The organism is Pseudomonas palleroniana, assembly GCF_022836895.1.
In the GTDB taxonomy this organism is placed as follows: Bacteria; Pseudomonadota; Gammaproteobacteria; order Pseudomonadales; family Pseudomonadaceae; genus Aquipseudomonas; species Aquipseudomonas palleroniana.
Map to the genome: position 1 here is coordinate 898,387 of NZ_CP092411.1, position 21,713 is coordinate 920,099.

Here is a 21,713-nt window from a genome sequence, read left to right on the forward strand (position 1 = left end):
CGGTGTGAATCCAATCAAAATGTGAGAGGGGGCTTGCTCCCGATAGCAGTAGGTCGGTCAGGACATCTGATACTGATACACCGCCATCGGGAGCAAGCCCCCTCCCACATGTTTAACTGCGTTTTGTCTGTAGCCATTGTGGGATTCGTCGTTCGAGGTAGTAACCGGGGCGCCTCAGCGAACCGTCCACAAACCCCACATGCCCACCCTTGGCCAGCAGCTCGAACTCGGTGCAATCCGACAGTTCGCTGGCTTCGGGCAGGCTATGGCTGAACACGAAGGGGTCGTCGGCGGCCTGGATGATCAGGGTGGGGGTGCGGATCCCACTCAGGTAGTACCGGCTAGATGCGCGACGGTAATAGTCTTCGGCACTCAGAAAACCGTGCAGCGGTGCGGTCACTCGTCCGTCGAAATCCCAAAACGTACGCATTTTTTCCAACGAACCGAGTGCTTCCAGGGTTTTCAGCCCTTCAGCACGACCATCCTGCAGAAAACGGCTCTGTTTGACGCGGATGTACGTCAGCATTTCGCGCATGAAATGCTTTTGGTAAACCCGGGAAAACCCCAGCCCGATACGGTCCGCGCACTGATCCAGACGAAACGGCACCGATACCGCCGCCGCGCCTTGCAAGCCCGACCTTTCACCGGTTTCACCCAAATGCTTGAGCAGCACGTTGCCGCCCAGCGAATAGCCGACTGCATACAGTGGTGCCAACGGCCGTTTGGCTCGCAGGTGTGCAATCGCCGCCGCCAGGTCTTCACTGGCGCCCGAGTGATAGCTGCGCGCCAACAGGTTTGGCTCACCCGAACAGCCGCGCCAGTTCAACGCTGCACTGGCCCAGCCCTGCTCGGCGAGGGCTTTTTGCAGGCCGGCCACGTAGGGTGAGTTGGATGAGCCGGTCAGCCCATGCAGCACCAGCACCAACGGTGCTTGCACGTCGTGGGGGCCATGCCAGTCGAGGTCAAGGAAGTCGCCGTCGTCCAGCCATAAGCGTTCGCGCTGGCGCTCGAGGTGGGTGGTCGGGCGCCACAACGGCCCCCACAGCGTTTGCAGGTGTGGGTTGCCGAGGCCGAAGGCGGGCGTAAAATTTCCAGACGACATCTTCATGAAGGTCTCTGTAGTGAGCGGGCTTGCCCCGCGCTGGGCGGCGCAGCCGTCCCAATCCGTCCAACGCATGCGTCCGGGTAGAGCTCAGGCGTCTGGTTTTAAGGCATGTATCCAGGCAGAAATTAGGCGCCTGGTTTAGGGCGGCTGCGCCACCCAGCGCGGGGCAAGCCCGCTCACTACATGGTGTTGCGGTGCCACAGGGCGTAATACACGCGGCCGGACTTCTGTTCCCGGTGCAGGCGCCAACTGCCCGGCAGGCCAAGCGTGGATGGCGCGGTTTCGCTTTCAGTGTAGATCCAGGCATCGGGCGCCAGCCATTGGCGTTCTTCGAGCAACGCACACACGGTCGGCAACAGGTTCTGGTTGAACGGTGGGTCGAGGAACACGACGTCGTATTCGCTGGCCGGCTGGGTGTCCAGGTAGCGCAAGGCGTCGGCGGTCTGGACCTGGCCGGTGGTGCAGCGCAAGGTGCCCAGGTGTTCCTTGAGGCTGGAAACCGCCACATTGCTGGCATCCAGCGCCTGGCCTTGGGCCGCACCACGGGACAGCGCCTCCAGGAACAGCGCGCCGCTGCCGGCAAACGGGTCCAGTACCTTGGCCCCGCCGATGTGCGGCGCGAGCCAGTTGAACAGGGTTTCACGCACGCGATCCGGCGTCGGGCGCAGGCCCACGACATCGGGGAAGCTCAGCTTGCGGCTGCCCCATTCACCACCAATGATGCGCAGTTGGCCCACACCGTTATGGACGTTGTGGACAGGTTTTTTCGGGCGAGATGAACTGGCCATTAATGCTCCGGAACCCCGAGCGGTTGCTCGGCGGGTTTGTCAGTGGGGGGCGGTAGTGGCTTTTGCGCAATCGTCGGGCCGGCGGTCACGATGACCATCTTGTCGGCGCTCAAGTGTTTGTTCAAGGCAGCCTTGACCTGCTCTGTGGTCAGGGCCTGGGATTGTTTCATGAAATCTTCCAGATAGCTCAGCGGCAGGTTGTAGAAACCCATCGCGCCCAGTTGCCCGACGATATCGGCGTTGCTTGCCGTCGACAGTGGGAAGCTGCCGGCCAACTCGCGCTTGGCGTCATCCAGTTCCTTTTGCGTCGGGCCGGTCTTGAGGTAGTCGGACAGCACGTCCTCGACCAGGCGCAGGGTGCCGCCGCTCATTTCGGCGCGAGTCTGCAGGTTGATCATGAACGGGCCGCGTACCTGCATCGGCGAAAAGCCGGAGTACACGCCGTAGGTCAGGCCGCGTTTTTCGCGCACTTCACTCATCAAGCGAGTGCCGAAGCCACCGCCGCCGAGGATCTGGTTGCCCAGGGAGAGGGCTGCGTAATCCGGATCGGCGCGGTCGATACCCAGTTGGGCGAACAGCAGGTGAGTCTGCTTGGACGGAAACTCGATGTGGCTCAGGCCGGCCTTGGGCTCGCTTGGCTGAGCGATCTTGGCCAGCGCCGGACCTTTGGGCAGCGATGCGGAAACCTTGGCGGTCATCGCTTCGGCTTCGGCGCGGGTCAGGTCGCCGACCACTGCAATGACTGCATTACCCGCGGCGTAAGCTTTGGCGTGGAACGCCTGCAGCTGGGCGAGGGTGATTTTTGGAACGCTTTCGACGGTGCCTTCGCTCGGGTGCGCGTACGGGTGGTCACCGTAGAGGCGTTTGAACAGCTCCAGGCTCGCCAGTTTGCCGGGGTTCTGCTTCTGGTATTCGAAACCGGCAAGGATCTGGTTCTTGATGCGCGCCAGGGAGTCGGCCGGGAAGGTCGGCTTGCCGATCACCTCATCAAACAGGTTCAACGCGGCATCGCGTTTATCGCTGTCGCTCAGGCTGCGCAAGGACACCAGCGCCATGTCGCGGTAAGCGCCATTGCCGAAATCGGCGCCCAGGCTTTCAAAACCGCTGGCGATCTGGCTCACATCCTTGCCCGGCACACCCTCGTTGAGCATGGCGTTGGTCATCAGGGCCAGGCCCGGGACGTCACCGTCCTGGCTGCTGCCAGCGGCGAACAGGATACGCATGTCGAACATCGGCAGTTCATGGGCTTCGACGAACAGTACCTTGGCGCCTTCAGCGGTGTTCCAGGTTTGCACGTCGAGTTTGCGGTTGGTCGGCGCCTTGCCGTCCAACTCCGCGAGCGATTGCAGGGTGTTGCTCGATTGCGCCTTGTCCAGCGCCTGGCTGGCGACGGATTCGCTTGGGCGCAGGAAGTACACGGCGCTTGCGGCGACCAGGGTGACGACGACCAGGCCGGGAAAGATCAGGCGGCTGCTTCGATTACTCATGAGCGGTCTCCTCAGGCAGAACATGGGCGACGCTCAGACGATCGCGGGTGAAATAGGTGCGCGCGGCTTTCTGGATATCTTCCGGGGTCACGCTTTGCAGCTCGGCCAGTTCAGTGTCCATCAACTTCCAGGACAGGCCGACGGTTTCCAGCGAACCGATGGCCGTGGCCTGGCTGGTGATGGAGTCGCGCTGATAGACCACGCCGGCAATGACCTGGGCGCGGATGCGCTCCAGTTCCTCGGCGGTCGGCGGTTTGGCTTTCAGCTCTTCCAGCAGGCGCCACAGGCCGGCTTCGGCTTGGGCAATGGTCTTTTTCTTCTGTTGGTTCGGCGTGGCCGTCAGGGTGAACAGGCTGTCGCCACGGGTGTAGGCGTCGTAGCTGGTGGAGGCGGCTGAAACCAGTTCTTCACCACGTTCCAGTTGCTCGGAAATACGTGCGCTGTAGCCGCCATCCAGCAAGGCGGAGATCAGGCGCAGGGCTTGTACCGAGCGCTTGTCTTCGGCCGTTGCCAGGCTTGGGACGTTGAAGCCGAGGATAACGCTCGGCAACTGGGTCTGTACGCGCATGGTCAGCAGGCGTTCGCCAGGCGTGGCCAGCTCCAGTGGGATCTTGGCCGGTGGCACGTCGCGCTTGGGAATCGGGCCGAAATAACGTTGGGCCAGGTTTTTCACCTCGTCCGGCGTGACGTCGCCGACGACCACCAGGGTGGCATTGTTCGGCACGTACCAGGACTGGTACCAGTGACGCAGCTCCTCGACCTTCATGCGCTCAAGGTCGGCCATCCAGCCGATAGTCGGCGTGTGGTAGCCGCTGGCCGGGTAGGCCATGGCCTTGAAGCGCTCGTAGGCCTTGGACATTGGGTTGTCGTCGGTGCGCAGGCGGCGTTCTTCCTTGATCACTTCGATTTCGCGGCTGAACTCATCGGCCGGCAGGCGCAGGCTGGCCATGCGGTCGGCTTCCAGTTCGAAGGCTACGCCCAGGCGATCACGGGCCAGCACCTGGTAGTAGGCGGTGTAGTCGTCACTGGTGAAGGCGTTTTCCTCGGCGCCCAGGTCGCGCAGGATCAGCGAGGCTTCGCCGGGGCCGACCTTGGCGCTGCCTTTGAACATCATGTGTTCCAGCGCGTGGGACAAACCGGTCTGGCCCGGGGTCTCGTAGCTTGAACCCACCTTGTACCAAACCTGGGAAACTACAACTGGTGCACGATGATCTTCGCGCACGACCACTTTGAGGCCGTTATCCAGGGTGAATTCATGGGTAGGTTGTGGGTCGGCTGCGAAAGCGTAAAGGGGCAGACAAACTGTGCTGAGCAGCAGGCCTGCGGCGCGGCGGGCTAGAGCATTCATTCGTTTTTAAACCTGTTGGGCTGCCCGCTTGGTCTTAGCGTCGGCGGGCGAGGAGGTGCTAGGATACTGATCCGATTTGGACACGGCCACTGCGGCGGTCATCCTGTCCCGGGTTCAGTCGTCGGAATCTTGGAATAGAGCGTGGGTTTTCCCGACGATCTTCCACTTTTCGCCGATGTTATCGCTTCAGTCCTATATTGAATCGATTTGTCAGGGTCTTTATTTATGCCCTGAAAATGTTGCGCATGAACAAGCGAGCTTTAAAGCAGTCTGTTCTGCATTGAATTTATTTACCGAAGCGCCCTGGCGCATCGCTACTTTGAGATAGCCGTCCTCCATGTTTGGTTCCAACGACGACAAGAAGAGCCCAGCTGCGGCTGGCGAGAAAAAAGGCCTGTTCGGATGGCTGCGCAAAAAGCCGCAGGAACCCGTCGTCGAACAGCCGCAGGTTCAACCTGAGCCGATTCCAGAGCCCCCGGTAGTTGCGGCCGAACCGGTTGCCGAAACTCCGGCGCCGGTGGTATTGCCGATGGCTGAACCGGTGTTGCAGCCGGTGGTCGAGGCCGCGCCTGAGCCTGAGCCCAGCCCGATACATACGCCGTGGCCACAGTTGCCGGTGGCCGAAGAGCCCGTGGCGCTGGTTGAGGATGTGCAGGCTGAACATGTCACGCCGCCCATTCCTGCCGTCATTGAGCCCGTAACGGTAGTGGTCGAAGCGCCGCCGGCATTGGAGCCGGTTGCTACGGCCGTGATCGAGCCGGAGCCAGAGCCGGTTGTCGCCGCCGTCACCGAAGCCAGCAAAACCGGCTTCTTCGCTCGCCTCAAGCAGGGCCTGAGCAAGACAAGCGCAAGCATCGGCGAAGGTATGGCCAGCCTGTTCCTGGGCAAGAAGGTCATCGATGACGAACTGCTGGAAGACATCGAAACCCGTTTGCTGACCGCCGATGTGGGCGTCGAAGCCACTGCGGTGATCATCCAGAGCCTGACCCAGAAGGTGGCGCGCAAGCAGTTGACCGACGCCGACGCCCTCTACAAATCCCTGCAGGCTGAACTGGCTGCGATGCTCAAGCCCGTGGAAGCGCCGCTGGTGATCACGCCGAACAAGCCATTTGTGATCCTGGTTGTGGGTGTGAACGGCGCGGGCAAGACCACCACCATCGGCAAACTGGCGAAAAAACTGCAGTCAGAAGGCAAGAAAGTCATGCTGGCGGCCGGTGACACCTTCCGCGCCGCTGCTGTTGAACAGCTGCAGGTGTGGGGTGAGCGCAACAAGATCCCGGTGATCGCCCAGCATACCGGTGCCGACTCTGCTTCGGTGATCTTCGACGCCGTGCAGGCCGCCAAGGCGCGCAACATCGATGTGTTGATCGCCGATACCGCCGGTCGCCTGCACACCAAAGACAATCTGATGGAAGAGCTGAAGAAAGTGCGCCGCGTGATCGGCAAGCTCGACGCCGATGCGCCACACGAAGTATTGCTGGTGCTCGACGCGGGTACTGGCCAGAACGCCATCAGCCAGGCCAAGCAATTCAACCAGACGGTGCAACTGACCGGCCTGGCATTGACTAAGCTCGACGGCACGGCCAAAGGTGGCGTGATCTTCGCCTTGGCAAAACAGTTCGGGTTGCCGATTCGCTACATCGGCGTCGGTGAAGGCATCGACGACCTGCGCACCTTTGAAGCCGAACCCTTTGTACAGGCACTGTTTGCCGAACGGGAGCGTTCATGATTCGATTCGAACAGGTCGGTAAACGCTATGCCAACGGGCATGTGGGCTTGCATGAGCTGAGCTTTCGAGTGCGTCGCGGCGAGTTTTTGTTTGTCACCGGCCATTCCGGCGCCGGCAAGAGCACCTTGTTGCGCCTGCTATTGGCCATGGAGCGCCCTACCACCGGCAAACTGCTGTTGGCCGGGCAAGACCTGGCAACCATCAGCAATGCGCAGATTCCGTTCCTGCGCCGCCAGATCGGCGTGGTGTTCCAGAACCACCAATTGTTGTTCGATCGCACGGTATTCAATAACGTCGCGCTGCCGTTGCAGATCCTCGGGCTGTCCAAGGCCGAGATCATCAAGCGCGTGGACTCGGCCCTGGAGCGTGTCGCGTTGTCGGACAAGACCGATCTTTATCCTGGCGACCTGTCCACCGGCCAGCAACAACGCGTCGGCATTGCCCGCGCCATCGTCCACCGCCCGGCCTTGCTGCTGGCGGACGAACCTACCGGTAACCTCGACCCGCGCCTTGCGGCCGAGATCATGGGCGTGTTCGAAGACATCAATCGTCTGGGCACCAGCGTGCTGATTGCCAGCCACGACCTGGCACTGATCGCCCGCATGCGTCACCGCATGCTGACCCTGCAGCGTGGCCGCCTGATCGGTGACGGGGAGGCGGGTGTATGAGTGCAACACGTAGCCCTAAAGTTTCCGAGCGCGTGGCGCCGAAAGCGGCTGACCCACAACCGCAGAAGAAGAAAAAACGCGACGATGATGAGGGCCCGGACTTCGGCACCCTGCTGCACGCCTGGATCGAAAGCCATCGTGCCAGCTTGCTCGACAGTCTGCGCCGCCTGGGCAAGCAGCCGATCGGCAGTTTCTTCACCTGCCTGGTGATGGCAGTGGCATTGAGCCTGCCGATGGGGTTGTCGCTGCTGCTCAATAATGTGGAGCGCCTGGGTGGCTCCTGGCAGCGTGCGGCACAGATTTCCCTGTACCTGAACATCGACGCCAGTGCCAAAGATGGCGAGGGCCTGCGCGATGACATCAAGCAACTGCCGGGTGTCGCCGATGCTGAATACATCAGCCGTGACCAGGCCCTTGAGGAATTCCAGCAACAATCCGGGCTGGGCGAGGCGCTCAAGGAGTTGCCACAGAACCCGCTGCCGGGTGTGGTGCTGGTGACGCCGAATGAAGTCGACAAGCCGGCCCTGGAAGCCCTGCGACAAAAACTCGCAGAGATGCCCAAGGTGCAACAGGCTCAACTTGATCTAGTCTGGGTGGAGCGCCTGGCCGCGATCCTCAAGCTGGGTGACCGCTTTGTATTCGGCCTGACGGTGCTGTTGGTGTCTGCATTACTTTTGGTGATAGGTAATACCATTCGTCTTCATATTGAAAACCGTCGCACCGAGATAGAAGTCATTAAACTGGTCGGCGGCACAGACAGCTATGTGCGTCGTCCTTTTCTGTACATGGGCGCGCTTTATGGCTTTGGTGCGGGGATTTTGTCCTGGGGCGTGCTGGCGTTTGGCCTTGACTGGCTGAACGACGCGGTCGTCGGGCTTGCCGGGTTGTACGGCAGCGATTTTGCCTTGGCCGGCGTGCCGGTGGCCGATGGTCTGAGTCTCTTGCTCGGCGCTGTCTTGTTGGGGTATATCGGTGCGTGGATTGCGGTCGCTCGTCATTTACGCGAGCTGGCACCGAAGTAGTTAATGTCAGATTAATGTGGTTTCGTTTGTATTGACCGTATAGGTGGTTTAGGGAACTTGTCCTACGGTTCCCGGTCAATTTTCGCAGTGCTTAACTGCACGAGTTATGTGAGTCGGAGGTTTTTTCGTATGACCACTTCTTTGCAACCTGCTTATGCCTTGGTCCCGGGTGCGAACCTGGAGGCCTATGTGCACACGGTGAACAGCATTCCATTGCTGACGCCCGAGCAGGAGCGTGAACTGGCCGAGAGTCTCTACTATGAGCAGGATCTGGAGGCGGCTCGGCAGATGGTGCTCGCCCACCTGCGTTTTGTCGTACATATCGCCCGTAGCTACAGCGGCTACGGTCTGGCCCAGGCTGACCTGATCCAGGAAGGCAACGTTGGCCTGATGAAGGCTGTAAAGCGCTTCAACCCGGAAATGGGTGTGCGCCTGGTGTCGTTTGCCGTGCACTGGATCAAGGCGGAAATCCACGAGTTCATCCTGCGCAACTGGCGCATCGTGAAAGTCGCGACCACCAAGGCCCAGCGCAAGCTGTTCTTCAACCTGCGCAGCCAGAAGAAACGCCTGGCATGGTTGAACAATGAAGAAGTCCACCGCGTGGCCGAAAGCCTCGGCGTGGAGCCACGTGAAGTGCGCGAGATGGAAAGCCGCCTGACCGGCCATGACATGGCCTTCGACCCGGCCGCCGAAGCGGACGACGACAGCGCCTTCCAATCGCCGGCCAACTATCTGGAAGACCACCGGTATGACCCGGCCCGTCAACTGGAAGACGCCGACTGGAGCGACAACTCCAACCACAACCTGCACGAAGCGCTGGAAGTGTTGGACGACCGCAGCCGTGACATCCTCTACCAGCGTTGGCTGGCGGAAGAAAAAGCCACGCTGCACGACCTGGCGCAGAAGTACAACGTGTCGGCCGAGCGGATTCGCCAGCTTGAGAAAAGTGCGATGAACAAGCTGAAGTTGTCCATCGCTGCTTAAAGCGCGGCCTGGTCAAAATGTGGGAGGGGGCTTGCTCCCGATAGCTGTGTTTCTGCCAGTTCATCTGTGACTGACGCACAGCAATCGGGAGCAAGCCCCCTCCCACAGTTGTTTCTGAGTGGTATCAGTCGGACCAGGGGGCTTTTCTGGAGTTGTTCAGCTCAGCCAGGTAACCATCCCCACCCAGCTGGCTCATCTGCTGGCGAATCCAGGCTGCCCGTCTTGCCACATACGCCGTTGGATGACTGGCACTCCACACTCGTGGGTTAGGCAGCACTGCAGCCAGATAACTGGCCTGCTGGCGAGAAAGCGTCTTGGCACTCACTCCAAAGTGATGCTCTGCTGCCGCTTGCGCACCAAATACCCCTTCATCCCATTCCACGCTGTTGAGGTACACCTCAAGAATCCGCTGCTTGGGCCACAACACCTCGATCAGCCCAGTGAACCAGGCTTCCAGGCCCTTGCGGAAATAGCTGCGGCCGGCCCACAGGAACAGGTTCTTGGAGACCTGCTGGCTCAGGGTACTGGCACCGCGAATGGAGCCGCCGCGCTCGTTATGCAGAATCGCCGCCTGGATCGCGCCGAAATCAAAGCCCCAGTGTTGCGGGAAGCGCTGGTCTTCACCGGCCATCACCGCCACTTTCAGTTCATCGGATATCTCATCCCACGGCACCCAGGTGCGCTGCAGGTCAATCGGCTCGCCATCAATCCAGGATTCGACCTTGCGCTCCACCATCAGCGCCGTGAACGGTGGCGGCACGACACGCAACAGCAGCACCAGCAATACACTGCCGATGGCAAACCATTTCACGACTCTGAGGAAACGCTTGAAGAGGAAACGCAGCATAGAGATGGCTTGGCCGAACCCGTTGAGCGGGCCATTATACAGACCCGGCCCTTTGAGTCTGACTGGAGTTCCTCATGCTGCGTAGCTTTCTGATGCTGGCTGCCTTTTTCGGCTTTACCGGTGTCGCCCTGGGGGCTTTCGCCGCCCACGGCCTGAAAAACCGCCTGAGCGCCGAGTACCTGGCGATCTTCCATACCGGCGTGACCTATCAGTTGGTGCATGCCCTGGCGCTGTTCGGCGTGGCGTTGCTGGCTGCGCATATCCCGGGCCGATTGGTGAATTGGGCGGGTCTCTCGTTTACCGTCGGCATCCTGCTGTTCTCCGGCAGCCTGTATGTACTGACCCTGACCGGGATCAGCAAACTGGGGATCATCACGCCATTTGGCGGGCTGGCGTTTCTGCTCGGGTGGTTCTTCCTTGGCTTGGCCGCGTGGCGCTTGCAACTGACCGCTTGACGCTTGGAGCTGACCTTGAGGTCTCAATCGCGCTAGAATGCTGGCCCCTAAAAACGATGACGGCCCGTGGCATGCGCATTCTGTTGAACGGCGAATCCTTTGAACTGCCCGACGGTGAAACCGTTGCGGCCCTGCTGACCCGCCTGGACCTGACCGGGCGTCGCGTCGCAGTGGAGCTCAACCTGGATATCGTCCCGCGTAGCCAGCACGCCGAGACCGCGCTCACCGAAGGTGACCAGGTCGAAGTGGTCCACGCCATCGGCGGCGGCTAGCCGTCAGGCGCTCAATCGCGCCAACCCGCATTCTGCAGAACCTCACCCCATTTCGAGGATTTCCCATGAGCATCGTTCGTAGCGACAAGCCCTTCGTTCTGGCCGGTCGTACTTACCAGTCCCGTCTGCTGGTCGGTACCGGCAAGTACCGCGACATGGAAGAAACCCGTCTGGCCATCGAAGCCTCGGGCGCCGAGATCGTCACGTTTGCCGTGCGCCGCACCAACCTGGGCCAGATCGAAGGCGAGCCGAACCTGCTCGACGTGTTGTCGCCGGATCGCTACACCTTTCTGCCGAACACCGCCGGTTGCTACGACGCCATCGAAGCCGTGCGTACTTGCCGCCTGGCCCGTGAGCTGCTCGACGGCCATAACCTGGTGAAACTGGAAGTACTGGCCGACCAGAAAACCCTGTTCCCCAACGTGATCGAAACCCTCAAGGCCGCTGAAACCCTGGTCAAGGAAGGTTTCGACGTGATGGTCTACACCAGCGATGACCCGATCATCGCGCGCCAACTGGCAGACATCGGCTGCATCGCCGTGATGCCGCTGGCCGGTCTGATCGGTTCCGGCCTGGGTATCTGCAATCCGTACAACCTGCAGATCATCCTTGAAGAAGCCAAGATCCCGGTCCTGGTGGATGCGGGCGTGGGGACTGCCTCCGACGCCACCATCGCCATGGAGCTGGGCTGCGATGCGGTGCTGATGAACTCGGCCATCGCCCATGCCCAGCAACCGGTCATGATGGCCCAAGCCATGCAACACGCCATCCTTGCAGGCCGCCTGGCGTATCTCGCCGGCCGCATGCCGAAAAAACTCTACGCCAGCGCCTCCTCGCCGCTGGATGGTCTGATCAAGTAAGAGCTATTGATGACTGAATCAAACGAAACGCCAAACACCGTGGAAGAAGGTGACGAGTCCAAGCACCGCCGTATCAAGAGTTTTGTGATGCGCGCCGGTCGCATGACCGAAGGCCAGCAAAAGGGCCTGGAGCAGGGCACGCCGCTGTTCGTATTGCCACTGGCTGACGCGCCGGTGGATTACGACCAGGTGTTCGGCCGTTCGGCCCCGCGTTCCCTGGAAATCGGCTTCGGCATGGGTCACTCCCTGCTGGAAATGGCCGCCGCTTCGCCGGAACAGGATTTCATCGGTGTGGAAGTACACCGTCCGGGTGTCGGCGCGCTGCTTAATGGCGTGTTGACCCAGGGCCTGACCAACCTGCGAGTCTATGACTGCGACGCGATTGAAGTGCTCAACCGCTGCATCGCCGACAACAGCCTCGATCGCCTGATGCTGTTCTTCCCTGACCCGTGGCACAAGGCTCGTCACCACAAGCGTCGCATCGTCCAGGCTTCCTTCGCGGAACTGGTACGCAGCAAGCTGAAAGTGGGCGGTATCCTGCACATGGCGACCGACTGGGAGCCGTATGCCGAATACATGCTGGAAGTGATGAACGTCGCGCCCGGCTACCGCAACCTGGCCGAAGACGGCAAGTGCGTGCCACGCCCGGCCGAGCGTCCGATCACCAAGTTCGAACGCCGCGGCGAGCGATTGGGGCATGGGGTGTGGGATTTGAAGTTCGAGAAACTGGCCTGACCCGGCCGCAGTTTTGAAATGCGGTAAAAAATGTGGGAGCTTGCTCCCACATTTGTTTTTGCAGTGTGCTTGGAATTAGCGCCGGTCTGCGACAACGCCAATCAACACCAGCACGACCACCAGCACCGGTGCCAGGCTGTAGTTATTGAACTGGCTCAACCCCCGCACAATCCACGGCGTGGCATAGATCAGCGCCGCGCCGCTGCCGATCATGCACACCAGCGCCATCAGCGGTACGCGCAAAGCGCCAGCAATGCTGCCCAGGCGCGCTTCGACCCAACCCTTGATGTCGGCGCCGAACAGCACCAGCAAACAGCCCACGAGGGCCAGGGAGATTTCCGACAGGTTGCTACGGCTCCAGCGGGACAAAGTGGCGAGCAGGTCGAGTACCAAATCCATGTGATTTCCTTAAGAGCGATCAGCTCAAAAACTTCTGCAACAGGTCATTGAGAAAAAGTTGCCCGCGGTCGGTCGCCGCCAGGCGTGACGGTTCGACCTGCATTAAGCCACTTTGTTCTGCCTCGCGGCGGCCTTCGTCGAGGCTGGCCAGGTCGAGGCCGGTGCGTTCGGCATAGAGTCTGGCTTCGACACCTTCGGTGAGGCGCAAGGCGTTCATCAGGAACTCGAACGGCAGTTCCTCGTTCGTCAGCTCTTTGGCTCCAGCCTGGAAGCTTTTGGCCGGGTTGAGGTAGTCCTTCGGCGCTCGCGTCTTCCAGGTGCGCACAATACGCCCGTCCGGGTGGCTGAGCTTGCCGTGGGCGCCGGCGCCGATGCCGATAAAGTCACCGAAGCTCCAGTAGTTCAGGTTATGCCGGGCCGGGCGGCCCGCCTGGGCGTAGGCCGACACTTCATATTGCCGGTAGCCATGTTCGGCAAGCAGCGCCTGGCCGGCTTCCTGGATGTCCCACAGCGTGTCGTCTTCCGGCAGCGCAGGTGGCTGGTTCCAGAATACGGTGTTGGGCTCCAGGGTCAGTTGGTACCAGGACAGGTGCGTAGGCTTGAGCGCAATGGCCTGGCGCAGGTCGCCCAGGGCGTCGTCCAGGGACTGATCGGGCAGGCCGTGCATCAAGTCCAGGTTGAAGTTATCAAACCCCGCCTGACGCGCCATATCGGCAGCCCGTACGGCTTCATCGCCATTGTGGATACGCCCCAGGGCTTCGAGCTTCGCCTGCTGGAAGCTCTGGATGCCGATGGACAGCCGGTTGATCCCCAGCTTGCGGTACGCGACAAATTTTTCTTGCTCGAAAGTCCCGGGGTTGGCCTCCAGAGTGATCTCGATGTCGTCGGCAAACCGAATGCGCGCTTGCACGCCTTCGAGCAAGCGCCCCAACGCGGCGGCGCTGAACAGGCTGGGCGTGCCGCCACCAAAGAAGATCGAACTCAGCTCGCGGCCATACACCGCATGCAGGTCCTGATCGAGGTCGGCCAGCAAGGCATCCACATACTCCTCTTCCGGCAGCACGCTACTGGCGGTGTGGGAGTTGAAGTCACAATAAGGGCATTTGCGCACGCACCACGGAATGTGGATGTACAGCGCCAGGGGCGGCAAGTGGGGCAGGGCCGCCCGTGGTGTTCGCGCGCCGCCGTGAATCAGCGGCTGCGCGGAGGTGTTTTGAGTCATTTCAGGCCCAGGCGTTGGCGCAGCAAATCCATTGCGCGGGCGCGGTGGCTGATCTGGTTCTTGTCGGCCGGGCTCAGTTCGGCGCTGGAGACATTGCGCTCCGGTACCCAGAACAGCGGGTCATAGCCAAAACCGTGTTCACCGCTGGGCGCGTGCAGGATACGCCCGTGCCACAACCCTTCGCAGAGGATCGGCAGCGGGTCGTCGGCGTGTCGCACCAGGGCCAGTACGCACACAAACTGCGCGCCACGCATTGCGTCCGGCACATCCTTGAGCGCGTCCAGCAGCTTGGCATTATTGGCTGCGTCGCCCTTGCCATCGGCATACCGCGCCGAGTAGATGCCTGGGGCGCCGCCCAGGAAGTCCACCGCCAGGCCCGAGTCATCGGCCAGCGCCGGCAGACCGGAGAGGCGTGCGGCATTGCGCGCCTTGAGGATGGCATTTTCGACGAACGACAGGCCGGTTTCTTCCGGCTCGACCTGGCTGAATTCGCCGATCGAGCGCAGCTGCACGGAGCCACCGAGCATGGCTTGCAGTTCTTTGAGCTTGCCGGCGTTATGGCTGGCCAGTACGAGTTGGGTGAGGTTCATCATTCGGCCGGGAAGAGTTCTTGGACAAAACTGAAACCGTGGGCCTTGCCGCCGGTTTCAACATTGATGGTGAAGGTCTTGAATTCCTGCTGCGGCACCGAGTATGGCGCGAGGTAGTTGGTCACGCCTTTTTCGGTGATCTGCTTGAAGGTCAGTACTTCGCTCTTGCCGAGCGAGTCCTTGATGGTGCCGGTCACTTGCGCTGCCACGGGCGTCACGCCCTTGAACACCGACACGTTGATCAAGCCCTTGTTCTTGCTGCGCACTACGCCCACTGCCTGGGCGGTTTCCGGCTGCAGGAAGCTGGAGGTGAAGGTGTTGTAGCGCACGGTGATATCGCCGAATTCCTTCGTGCGATTAGGGTCGATAACGTCGGCGGCCATGGCGTTGACGCCAAGCAGTGCGGTCAATAGAACAACAGCCAAACGGCTCATGTGCGTCCCTCTGGAAAATGATTAGACGGCAATCTTGTGGTCGGCCAGGCCAGGACTGCTGACCCGGTAAATCCCGATTTCTCCCAACAGGTTCGGCCACAGCTTACTCGCCCAACCGTGGCGGTGCTGTTGATCGACGGCAAGGCGGTTGATCACCTTGGCTTCACGCTCGCCGCACAGGGCTTCGAAGTCTTCGAAGGTGCAGAAGTGGATGTTGGGCGTGTTGTACCACGTGTACGGCAGGAAGTCCGAGACCGGCATGCGGCCCTTGGTCGCCAGGTACCAGCGGCAGCGCCAGTGGCCGAAGTTGGGGAAAGTGATGATGCACTGGCGGCCGACGCGCAGCATTTCGTCGAGGATGCGGTCCGGGTAGTGCACCGCTTGCAGGGCTTGAGTCATCACCACGATATCGAAGCTGTTGCTGGCAAAGTTGCCCAGGCCCTTGTCCAGGTCCTGCTCGATCACGTTGATGCCCTTGGCCACGCACTGGGCGATGTTGTCCGGGTCGTTTTCCAGGCCATAGCCGGTGACTTGCTTGTTGTCACGCAGCCAGCTCAGCAGTTCGCCGTCGCCGCAGCCCAGGTCGAGCACGCGGCTGCCGGCGGGTATCCAGTCTTGGATGATTTCCAGGTCAGCTCTCATGGCGTTCTCATACAGTAATACGGTTCATGTAGTTGCCGAACGCCTGCAAGTAACGCGGGATCGGGATCAGGAAGGCGTCGTGGCCTTGCGGAGCATCAATCTCCAGGTAGCAGACGTCCTTGCGTGCAGCCATCAGCGCGTCCACCAGCTCGCGGGAGCGGGCCGGCGAGAAGCGCCAGTCGGTGGTGAATGACATCACGCAGAACTTGGCCGTGGCATTTTCGAAGGTTTTCGCCAGGTCGTCGTCGTGGTTGGCCGCCGGGTCGAAGTAGTCCAGGGCCTTGGTCATCAGCAAGTAGGTGTTGGCGTCGAAACGCCCCGAGAACTCCTCGCCCTGATAACGCAGGTAGCTTTCCACCTGGAACTCGACGCTGTGGAAGTCGTAGTTGAGCTTCTCGCTCTTGAGGCCACGACCGAATTTCTCGCCCATGGAGTCATCGGACAGGTAGGTGATATGCCCCACCATCCGCGCCAGCATCAGGCCGCGCTTGGGGATCACACCGGCTTCCTGGAATGAACCGCCGTGGAACTCGGGGTCGGTGAGGATGGCCTGGCGCGCGACTTCGTTGAAGGCGATGTTCTGTGCCGAGAGTTTCGGTGCCGAGGCAATGGCCAGGCAATGGCGCACGCGATCCGGGTAGGTGATGGTCCATTGCAGGGCCTGCATCCCGCCAAGGCTGCCGCCGATCACCGCTGCCCATTGGCCGATGCCCAGCAGGTCGGCAAGACGAGCCTGGCTGTGTACCCAGTCTTCCACGGTCAATACCGGGAAGTCGGCACCGAAGGGTTTTCCGGTTTCCGGGTTGATACTGCTCGGGCCGGTAGAACCGTTGCAGCCGCCGAGGTTGTTCAGGCTGACCACGTAAAACTTGTTGGTGTCGATGGGCTTGCCGGGGCCGATGCAACTGTCCCACCAGCCGGGCTTGCGATCATCGGCAGCGTGGAAGCCCGCCGCGTGGTGATGGCCGGACAGGGCGTGACAGATCAGCACGGCATTGCTCGCCGTGGCGTTCAGTTGGCCGTAGGTTTCGTAGATCAGGTCGTAGGCGGGCAGCGAGCGGCCACAGGCCAGGGCCAGCGGCTCGCTGAAGTGCGCCACTTGGGGTACGACCAGTCCAACGGAATCGGGGGGAAAGGCAGCTGGCATCGACCCTGCTCTCGTTTAAATGAGGCGTAAGTCTAAAGAGCGCTGCACCCAGCGGCAAGCAAACCCTTCCCGGCGGATCGTTCCCACGCTTTGCGTGGGAATGCCTTTTGTGATGCTCTGCGTCACGCTTCGGGACGCGGAGCGTCCAGTGCTGCGTTCCCACGCTGAGCGTGGGAACGATCGTTGCGTGTCAGATCAGGCCGAACAGTTCCTTGGGCATGAACGCGTAGTAAGCCAGGCGCGGAATCACCCAGCTTTGCAGGAGCTGGATCGCGATAAACGCGAAGATCGGCGAGATATCCAGGCCGCCCAGGTTAGGGATCAGGCGGCGGAACGGCGCCAGCACCGGCTCGGTGATCTGGTAGACCAATTCGGCGCCCGGGCTGCGGCTGCCAGGTGCGACCCACGACAGGATCACGCTGATGATCATCGACCAGAAGAGGATCTTCAAAAACAGCGAGAAAATGCCGATCAGGCCCCACGGCAACAACAACACCGTGTTGGCCTGGTAGCCGTTGAGCAGCAGGATCACGGCGAACAGCAGGATCTGCAGCAGCAGCGCCAGCACCAACGAAGACATGTCCAGGCCGAACATGCTCGGGATCACCCGGCGCAGTGGCTTGAGCAGCGGTTGGGTGGCCTTCACCACGAACTGGCACAGCGGGTTGTAGAAGTTCGCCCGCACCAGTTGCAGGATAAAACGCATCAGCACGATCAGCAGGTACAGGCTGCCCAGGGTCTGGATGATGAAAATGGCAGCGTCATTGATTCCGAGCATGTTGGTTTCCTAATGAAGGGGACGACTATTTGCCCAGCTGTTCGGCCATTTCAGCCGAACGATGCGCCGCGGCACCCAGTGCTTTTTCCACCAGAGCTTCAAAGCCCCCGGCCTGGAAGGATTCGATGGCGGCCTGCGTGGTGCCGCCTGGGGAGGTTACGCGACGGCGCAGCTCGGCGGCATCCACCTCGCTGCCGACGGCCATGTGCGCGGCCCCCAGCGCGGTTTGCTCGGCCAGTTGTTCAGCCACTTCGTGGGACAGGCCCAGCTTGACGCCGGCGGCGGTCATGGCCTCGATCAGCAGGAAGAAGTAGGCCGGGCCGCTGCCGGAGACGGCGGTGACGGCATCCAGCTGCTGCTCCTGTTCCAGCCACAGGGCGCTACCCACGGCGGACAGCAGCTCCTGGGCCTGGTCGCGTTGTTCGGCGCTGACGCTGGAAGTTGCATACAGGCCGCTCACGCCCTGGCGCAGCAGCGCCGGGGTGTTGGGCATGCAGCGCACAATCGGCTGGGCGCCGAGCCATTGGCTCATGCTGGCGCATGTGATGCCGGCGGCTATCGAGACCACCAGTTGCTGCGGTTGCAGGCTCGGGCGCAGGCTTTCGCACACGGCCTTCATGGCTTGCGGCTTGACCGCCAGCACGATCACGTCGACGCCCTGGATGGCTTCGGCGTTGTCGGCGAACGTTTCGATACCGTGCTCGGCGCTGACGCGGGCACGGGTTTCGGCACCGGGGTCGCTGGCACGGATCTGCTGGGCTTGCAGGCCCTTGGCCCGCAGGCCGCCGATCAGGCTGGCCGCCATGTTGCCGGCGCCGATAAAGGCAATACGCGTGTTGCTCATGACAGGTCCTTATTCAGAGAGAAGTCAGCCATTTCACGGCTGGCCGTAGTCGCGGGCGCCAAACAGGGCGGTACCGATCCGCACCCAGGTGGCGCCTTGGGCGATCGCCGACTCAAGGTCATGGCTCATGCCCATCGAAAGTGTGTCGAGCGGCAGGTTCAAGCTCGCTTGCAGGTCTCTGACCGTTGCGAACGCCGCATCTTGCGCCGCGCGCTCTTCAGTCGGCTCGGGGATCGCCATCAACCCGCGCAGCTTCAGGCGCGGCAGGGCGCTGATGGCATTGGCCAGGGCCGGCAGGTCGACGGGTGTGCAGCCGGACTTGCTGGCTTCGCCACTGACGTTGACCTGGATGCAAATGTTCAGCGGCGGCAGGTCGGCCGGGCGTTGTTCGGACAGGCGTTGTGCGATTTTCAAGCGGTCCACGGAATGCACCCAGGCGAAGTTCTCGGCGATCGAGCGAGTCTTGTTCGATTGAATGGGGCCGATGAAGTGCCAACTCAAGGGCAGGTCGGTTAATTCGGCCTGTTTGCCCAAGGCTTCCTGCAGGTAGTTTTCGCCAAAGTCGCGCATTCCGGCGGCAAAGGCTTCGCGCACGGCTTGCGCGGGTTTGGTCTTGCTCACGGCCAGCAGATGGATGCTGTGTTCATCACGTTGCACGGCATGGGCCGCGGCACGGATCCGCTCGCTAACCAAGCCAATGTTGTCTGCTATCGTCGACATTCAAGATGCACCCGTGGATATGGAGTCCGCGGCATTCTACTGGAAATGGAAAGCCCTATGGATATCACGCAATTGCTCACGGCCAGCGTGCGCCGTGGCGCCTCAGACCTGCATTTGTCCGCCGGTCTGGCGCCGATGCTGCGCATCGATGGCGAAGTCTGGCCCCTGGAGGGGTCGATACTTTCGCCACCGCAAGTTGCGGACTTATTGAGCCCTTTGCTCAATCAACACCAACAAAAGGATTTCGAAACATCTCTTGAAACGGATTTTGCATTTGAATTGCCTGGCGTGGCGCGCTTTCGGGCCAATGTGTTCCGACACGATCGCGGCATGGGGGCGGTGTTTCGTACCATTGCTCAGGTGCGAAGCCTGGAAAGCCTGGGCCTCGGGGAGGTGTTCCAGCGTATCGCCCAATTGCCTCGTGGGCTGGTACTGGTGACCGGGCCGACCGGGTCGGGCAAGTCCACGACACTGGCGGCGATGATCGACCACCTCAACCAGCATCGGCGCCAGCACATCCTCACCCTCGAAGACCCCATCGAATTTATCCACAAACCCAAATCGGCGTTGATCAACCAGCGGCAGGTGCACCGTGATACCCACAGCTTCTCGGCGGCCCTGCGTTCGGCGTTGCGCGAAGACCCGGATGTGATTCTGGTGGGAGAGCTGCGCGACCTGGAAACCATCCGCCTCGCGCTGACGGCGGCCGAGACCGGGCACCTGGTCCTGGGCACCCTGCACACCGCGTCCGCGGCGAAAACCGTGGACAGGCTGGTGGATGTATTCCCGGCGGGGGAAAAGGCCATGGTGCGTTCGATGCTGTCGGAGTCTTTGCAGGCCGTCGTGTCCCAGGCGCTGGTCAAGAAGATCGGCGGCGGGCGGGTAGCGGCTCACGAGATCATGCTGGGCACGCCGGCCATTCGTAACCTGATCCGCGAGGACAAGGGTGCGCAGATGGTTTCAGCGATCCAGACCGGTGGGGCATTAGGGATGAAGACGTTGGATATGAGCTTGAAGGCGCTGGTGAGCGAGGGGCTGGTCAGCCGGGAGGCTGCGCGGGAGCTGGCGAGGGTTCCCACAGACATATAGCTTCTGGGGGCCAGTGAAAGCCAAAATGTGAGAGGGGGCTTGCTCCCGATAGCAGAGTGTCAGTCAACACATGTTTGACAGATCTACCGCTTTCGGGAGCAAGCCCCCTCCTACATTTACTGCATTTTCGCCTGAGATCAGCGTTGTACCACGCGCAGGTTGTTCTGCTCTTTAGGCAGGACCCGCTTGGCGATCACGTAGTTCTTGTCCCAGAACGGTTTTTTCAGCGTGTCGATGCTGACCGACTTGCCACGACGCGGTGCGTGGATGAAGCGGTCGTTGCCCAGGTAGATGGCGACGTGGTTGACCTGGCGGCTCTTGAGTTTGAAGAACAACAGGTCGCCCGGTTTCAGGTCCTTGCGATCTACCTTCAGCCCGTGGCCGGCAGCCATGGCGTTGGAGGTGCGTGGTAAATCCACCGCTTTGACGTCATTAAATGCATATTTCACCAAACCACTGCAGTCGAACCCTTTACTTGGGCTGCTTCCGCCCCAACGATAAGGAGTACCCAGCACGTTGACGGCGCGGCTGAGCACGGTACTGCTTTGCTTGCCGTTCGTGGCCAGTTGGGTATGAAGCGTTTTACCGTGGGCCTTGCTCACTTGAGTCGGGCGGTTGACGGTCAGCTTTACCGACTTGGCAGTGCTGGGTGTGCTGTGGACTTTAGGGGTGAAACCGTTGACGTTCGGAAGTCGTTGCTCACGATTGGTGGCGTGGGCGGCCAGTGGCATTAATAGGCAAATGGTTAGCCATGTCTTGAAAAATGGTCGCATTAGGCGTGGCTCATATAGGTTTGCGCGCAACTTTATAACAGCTTTTTGTGCCGTTCTCAGGCCGTTTGTCGACTGAACCTTGGGGTCAAATACAGGAAAAGCGCGACGTTTTATCGCAATTGTCCTACACAAGTCAGGCGGTACAAGGCTTTGAGGGGAGGGAAGATACCATTTGCCGTACGTCGGGCGCCCGTAAAAAAGTCACAAAGAAAGTGAAAAAATTTATCTATCGAGGCAAAAGAGGTACTTCATGAACACCTATCGACAGGATGTTTCGCAGCAAGACACCCACAGTAAGGTGATTGGTTACCTGCTCTGGATTTTCGGTTTTACCGGTGCCCATCGCTTCTATTACGGCAAACCGGTCACCGGTACGATCTGGTTTTTCACCTTCGGCCTGCTGGGTATCGGCTGGCTGATCGACTTGTTCCTGATCCCGGCCATGGACCGTGAAGCTGACCTGCGTTTTACCGCTGGGCCCATCGAATACAACGTGGCCTGGGTACTGCTGGCGTTCCTGGGGGTGTTTGGTTTGCACCGCATGTACCAGGGCAAATGGATCACCGGCCTGATCTACCTGCTGACCGGCGGTTTGTTCCTGGTGGGGGTGTTGTATGACTTCTGGACGTTGAATACCCAGATTTCCATCCGCAATGCCGAGCGCATTAGCGGCCGTTGAATCTTCCGAGCCACAGTGGGATTAAATGTGGGAGGGGGCTTGCTCCCGATAGCGGTGGATCAGCCAGTTTTTCTGTAGCTGACCCACTGCAATCGG

General features: G+C 60.8%; 25 protein-coding genes. 10 read left to right on the top strand and 15 right to left on the bottom strand.

The window, feature by feature from the left end; all coding sequences use genetic code 11:
• Positions 1-112: 112 nt before the first annotated feature.
• The 4 genes from MJP36_RS03925 to MJP36_RS03940 all read right to left on the bottom strand — a co-directional run bounded on the left by MJP36_RS03925 (position 113) and on the right by MJP36_RS03940 (position 4,728).
• Entirely contained in the window at positions 113-1,108 is a 996-nt protein-coding gene (locus MJP36_RS03925) for a hydrolase (RefSeq protein ID WP_244384915.1), read from the bottom strand.
• A 176-nt stretch (positions 1,109-1,284) separates the two neighbouring features.
• Positions 1,285-1,893: a 16S rRNA (guanine(966)-N(2))-methyltransferase RsmD gene (rsmD, locus tag MJP36_RS03930; protein WP_104994937.1), complete on the bottom strand. Its 609-nt coding sequence runs from the start codon at positions 1,891-1,893 to the stop codon at positions 1,285-1,287.
• Entirely contained in the window at positions 1,893-3,380 is a 1,488-nt protein-coding gene (locus MJP36_RS03935; protein WP_244384916.1) for a M16 family metallopeptidase, read from the bottom strand. Before MJP36_RS03935 ends, rsmD begins: the two co-directional genes overlap by 1 nt.
• Positions 3,373-4,728, bottom strand: coding sequence for a M16 family metallopeptidase (locus MJP36_RS03940; protein WP_244384917.1), 1,356 nt, complete (start codon positions 4,726-4,728; stop codon positions 3,373-3,375). Before MJP36_RS03940 ends, MJP36_RS03935 begins: the two co-directional genes overlap by 8 nt.
• A gap of 337 nt (positions 4,729-5,065) precedes the next feature.
• On the opposite strand from MJP36_RS03940, the gene ftsY reads away from it, so the two are divergent.
• The 4 genes from ftsY to rpoH all read left to right on the top strand — a co-directional run bounded on the left by ftsY (position 5,066) and on the right by rpoH (position 9,131).
• Entirely contained in the window at positions 5,066-6,457 is a 1,392-nt protein-coding gene (gene ftsY / locus MJP36_RS03945) for a signal recognition particle-docking protein FtsY (protein ID WP_244384918.1), read from the top strand.
• On the top strand, positions 6,454-7,125 hold the full coding sequence (gene ftsE / locus MJP36_RS03950; protein ID WP_003176700.1) for a cell division ATP-binding protein FtsE: 672 nt from the start codon (positions 6,454-6,456) through the stop codon (positions 7,123-7,125). The genes ftsY and ftsE overlap by 4 nt, the downstream gene beginning before the upstream one ends.
• Positions 7,122-8,147: a permease-like cell division protein FtsX gene (ftsX, locus tag MJP36_RS03955; protein WP_090368208.1), complete on the top strand. Its 1,026-nt coding sequence runs from the start codon at positions 7,122-7,124 to the stop codon at positions 8,145-8,147. Before ftsE ends, ftsX begins: the two co-directional genes overlap by 4 nt.
• Before the next feature lie 129 nt (positions 8,148-8,276).
• The gene (rpoH, locus tag MJP36_RS03960; protein ID WP_060753475.1) at positions 8,277-9,131 is read left to right on the top strand and encodes an RNA polymerase sigma factor RpoH; all 855 of its coding nucleotides are present in this window, start codon (positions 8,277-8,279) and stop codon (positions 9,129-9,131) included.
• A gap of 124 nt (positions 9,132-9,255) precedes the next feature.
• Here the strand turns inward: rpoH and mtgA are convergent, their stop codons facing one another.
• Entirely contained in the window at positions 9,256-9,978 is a 723-nt protein-coding gene (mtgA, locus tag MJP36_RS03965; protein ID WP_244384919.1) for a monofunctional biosynthetic peptidoglycan transglycosylase, read from the bottom strand.
• 74 nt (positions 9,979-10,052) lie between these two features.
• On the opposite strand from mtgA, the gene MJP36_RS03970 reads away from it, so the two are divergent.
• From MJP36_RS03970 to trmB, 4 genes are all read left to right on the top strand, one after another.
• A complete protein-coding gene (locus MJP36_RS03970; RefSeq protein ID WP_198763344.1) occupies positions 10,053-10,433 on the top strand; it encodes a DUF423 domain-containing protein in 381 nt (126 codons plus the stop codon).
• A 71-nt stretch (positions 10,434-10,504) separates the two neighbouring features.
• On the top strand, positions 10,505-10,705 hold the full coding sequence (thiS, locus tag MJP36_RS03975; RefSeq protein ID WP_031320180.1) for a sulfur carrier protein ThiS: 201 nt from the start codon (positions 10,505-10,507) through the stop codon (positions 10,703-10,705).
• A gap of 65 nt (positions 10,706-10,770) precedes the next feature.
• Positions 10,771-11,565, top strand: a complete 795-nt coding sequence (locus MJP36_RS03980; RefSeq protein ID WP_060753472.1) for a thiazole synthase — start codon at positions 10,771-10,773, stop codon at positions 11,563-11,565.
• A 9-nt stretch (positions 11,566-11,574) separates the two neighbouring features.
• Positions 11,575-12,300 (top strand): tRNA (guanosine(46)-N7)-methyltransferase TrmB, encoded by a 726-nt coding sequence (trmB, locus tag MJP36_RS03985; protein WP_060753471.1) that lies wholly within the window; start codon positions 11,575-11,577, stop codon positions 12,298-12,300.
• Positions 12,301-12,375: 75 nt separating this feature from the next.
• On the opposite strand, the gene MJP36_RS03990 is transcribed toward trmB, so the two are convergent.
• The 9 genes from MJP36_RS03990 to MJP36_RS04030 all read right to left on the bottom strand — a co-directional run bounded on the left by MJP36_RS03990 (position 12,376) and on the right by MJP36_RS04030 (position 19,076).
• Positions 12,376-12,699, bottom strand: coding sequence for a DUF3392 domain-containing protein (locus tag MJP36_RS03990; protein ID WP_244384920.1), 324 nt, complete (start codon positions 12,697-12,699; stop codon positions 12,376-12,378).
• A 19-nt stretch (positions 12,700-12,718) separates the two neighbouring features.
• Positions 12,719-13,921, bottom strand: coding sequence for a radical SAM family heme chaperone HemW (gene hemW / locus MJP36_RS03995; protein ID WP_244384921.1), 1,203 nt, complete (start codon positions 13,919-13,921; stop codon positions 12,719-12,721).
• On the bottom strand, positions 13,918-14,514 hold the full coding sequence (gene rdgB, locus MJP36_RS04000) for an RdgB/HAM1 family non-canonical purine NTP pyrophosphatase (RefSeq protein ID WP_060753469.1): 597 nt from the start codon (positions 14,512-14,514) through the stop codon (positions 13,918-13,920). The genes hemW and rdgB overlap by 4 nt, the downstream gene beginning before the upstream one ends.
• Positions 14,511-14,945 (bottom strand): DUF4426 domain-containing protein, encoded by a 435-nt coding sequence (locus MJP36_RS04005; protein WP_090368220.1) that lies wholly within the window; start codon positions 14,943-14,945, stop codon positions 14,511-14,513. Before MJP36_RS04005 ends, rdgB begins: the two co-directional genes overlap by 4 nt.
• A 21-nt stretch (positions 14,946-14,966) precedes the next feature.
• Positions 14,967-15,587, bottom strand: a complete 621-nt coding sequence (gene metW, locus MJP36_RS04010; RefSeq protein ID WP_060753467.1) for a methionine biosynthesis protein MetW — start codon at positions 15,585-15,587, stop codon at positions 14,967-14,969.
• A 7-nt stretch (positions 15,588-15,594) separates the two neighbouring features.
• Positions 15,595-16,734, bottom strand: a complete 1,140-nt coding sequence (gene metX / locus MJP36_RS04015; protein ID WP_090368222.1) for a homoserine O-succinyltransferase MetX — start codon at positions 16,732-16,734, stop codon at positions 15,595-15,597.
• Positions 16,735-16,924: 190 nt separating this feature from the next.
• The gene (locus MJP36_RS04020; RefSeq protein ID WP_060753465.1) at positions 16,925-17,512 is read right to left on the bottom strand and encodes a YggT family protein; all 588 of its coding nucleotides are present in this window, start codon (positions 17,510-17,512) and stop codon (positions 16,925-16,927) included.
• A 25-nt stretch (positions 17,513-17,537) separates the two neighbouring features.
• Complete coding sequence (gene proC, locus MJP36_RS04025; protein ID WP_090368224.1) at positions 17,538-18,356, bottom strand: pyrroline-5-carboxylate reductase; 819 nt, start codon at positions 18,354-18,356, stop codon at positions 17,538-17,540.
• Positions 18,357-18,389: 33 nt separating this feature from the next.
• A complete protein-coding gene (locus tag MJP36_RS04030) occupies positions 18,390-19,076 on the bottom strand; it encodes a YggS family pyridoxal phosphate-dependent enzyme (RefSeq protein WP_244384922.1) in 687 nt (228 codons plus the stop codon).
• Positions 19,077-19,133: 57 nt separating this feature from the next.
• Between MJP36_RS04030 and MJP36_RS04035 the strand changes: the two genes are divergently transcribed.
• The gene (locus MJP36_RS04035) at positions 19,134-20,165 is read left to right on the top strand and encodes a type IV pilus twitching motility protein PilT (RefSeq protein ID WP_244384923.1); all 1,032 of its coding nucleotides are present in this window, start codon (positions 19,134-19,136) and stop codon (positions 20,163-20,165) included.
• Between the two features lie 137 nt (positions 20,166-20,302).
• On the opposite strand, the gene MJP36_RS04040 is transcribed toward MJP36_RS04035, so the two are convergent.
• Complete coding sequence (locus MJP36_RS04040; RefSeq protein WP_244384924.1) at positions 20,303-20,938, bottom strand: C40 family peptidase; 636 nt, start codon at positions 20,936-20,938, stop codon at positions 20,303-20,305.
• 250 nt (positions 20,939-21,188) lie between these two features.
• Between MJP36_RS04040 and MJP36_RS04045 the strand changes: the two genes are divergently transcribed.
• The gene (locus MJP36_RS04045) at positions 21,189-21,617 is read left to right on the top strand and encodes an NINE protein (RefSeq protein ID WP_060753460.1); all 429 of its coding nucleotides are present in this window, start codon (positions 21,189-21,191) and stop codon (positions 21,615-21,617) included.
• Positions 21,618-21,713 lie beyond the last annotated feature (96 nt).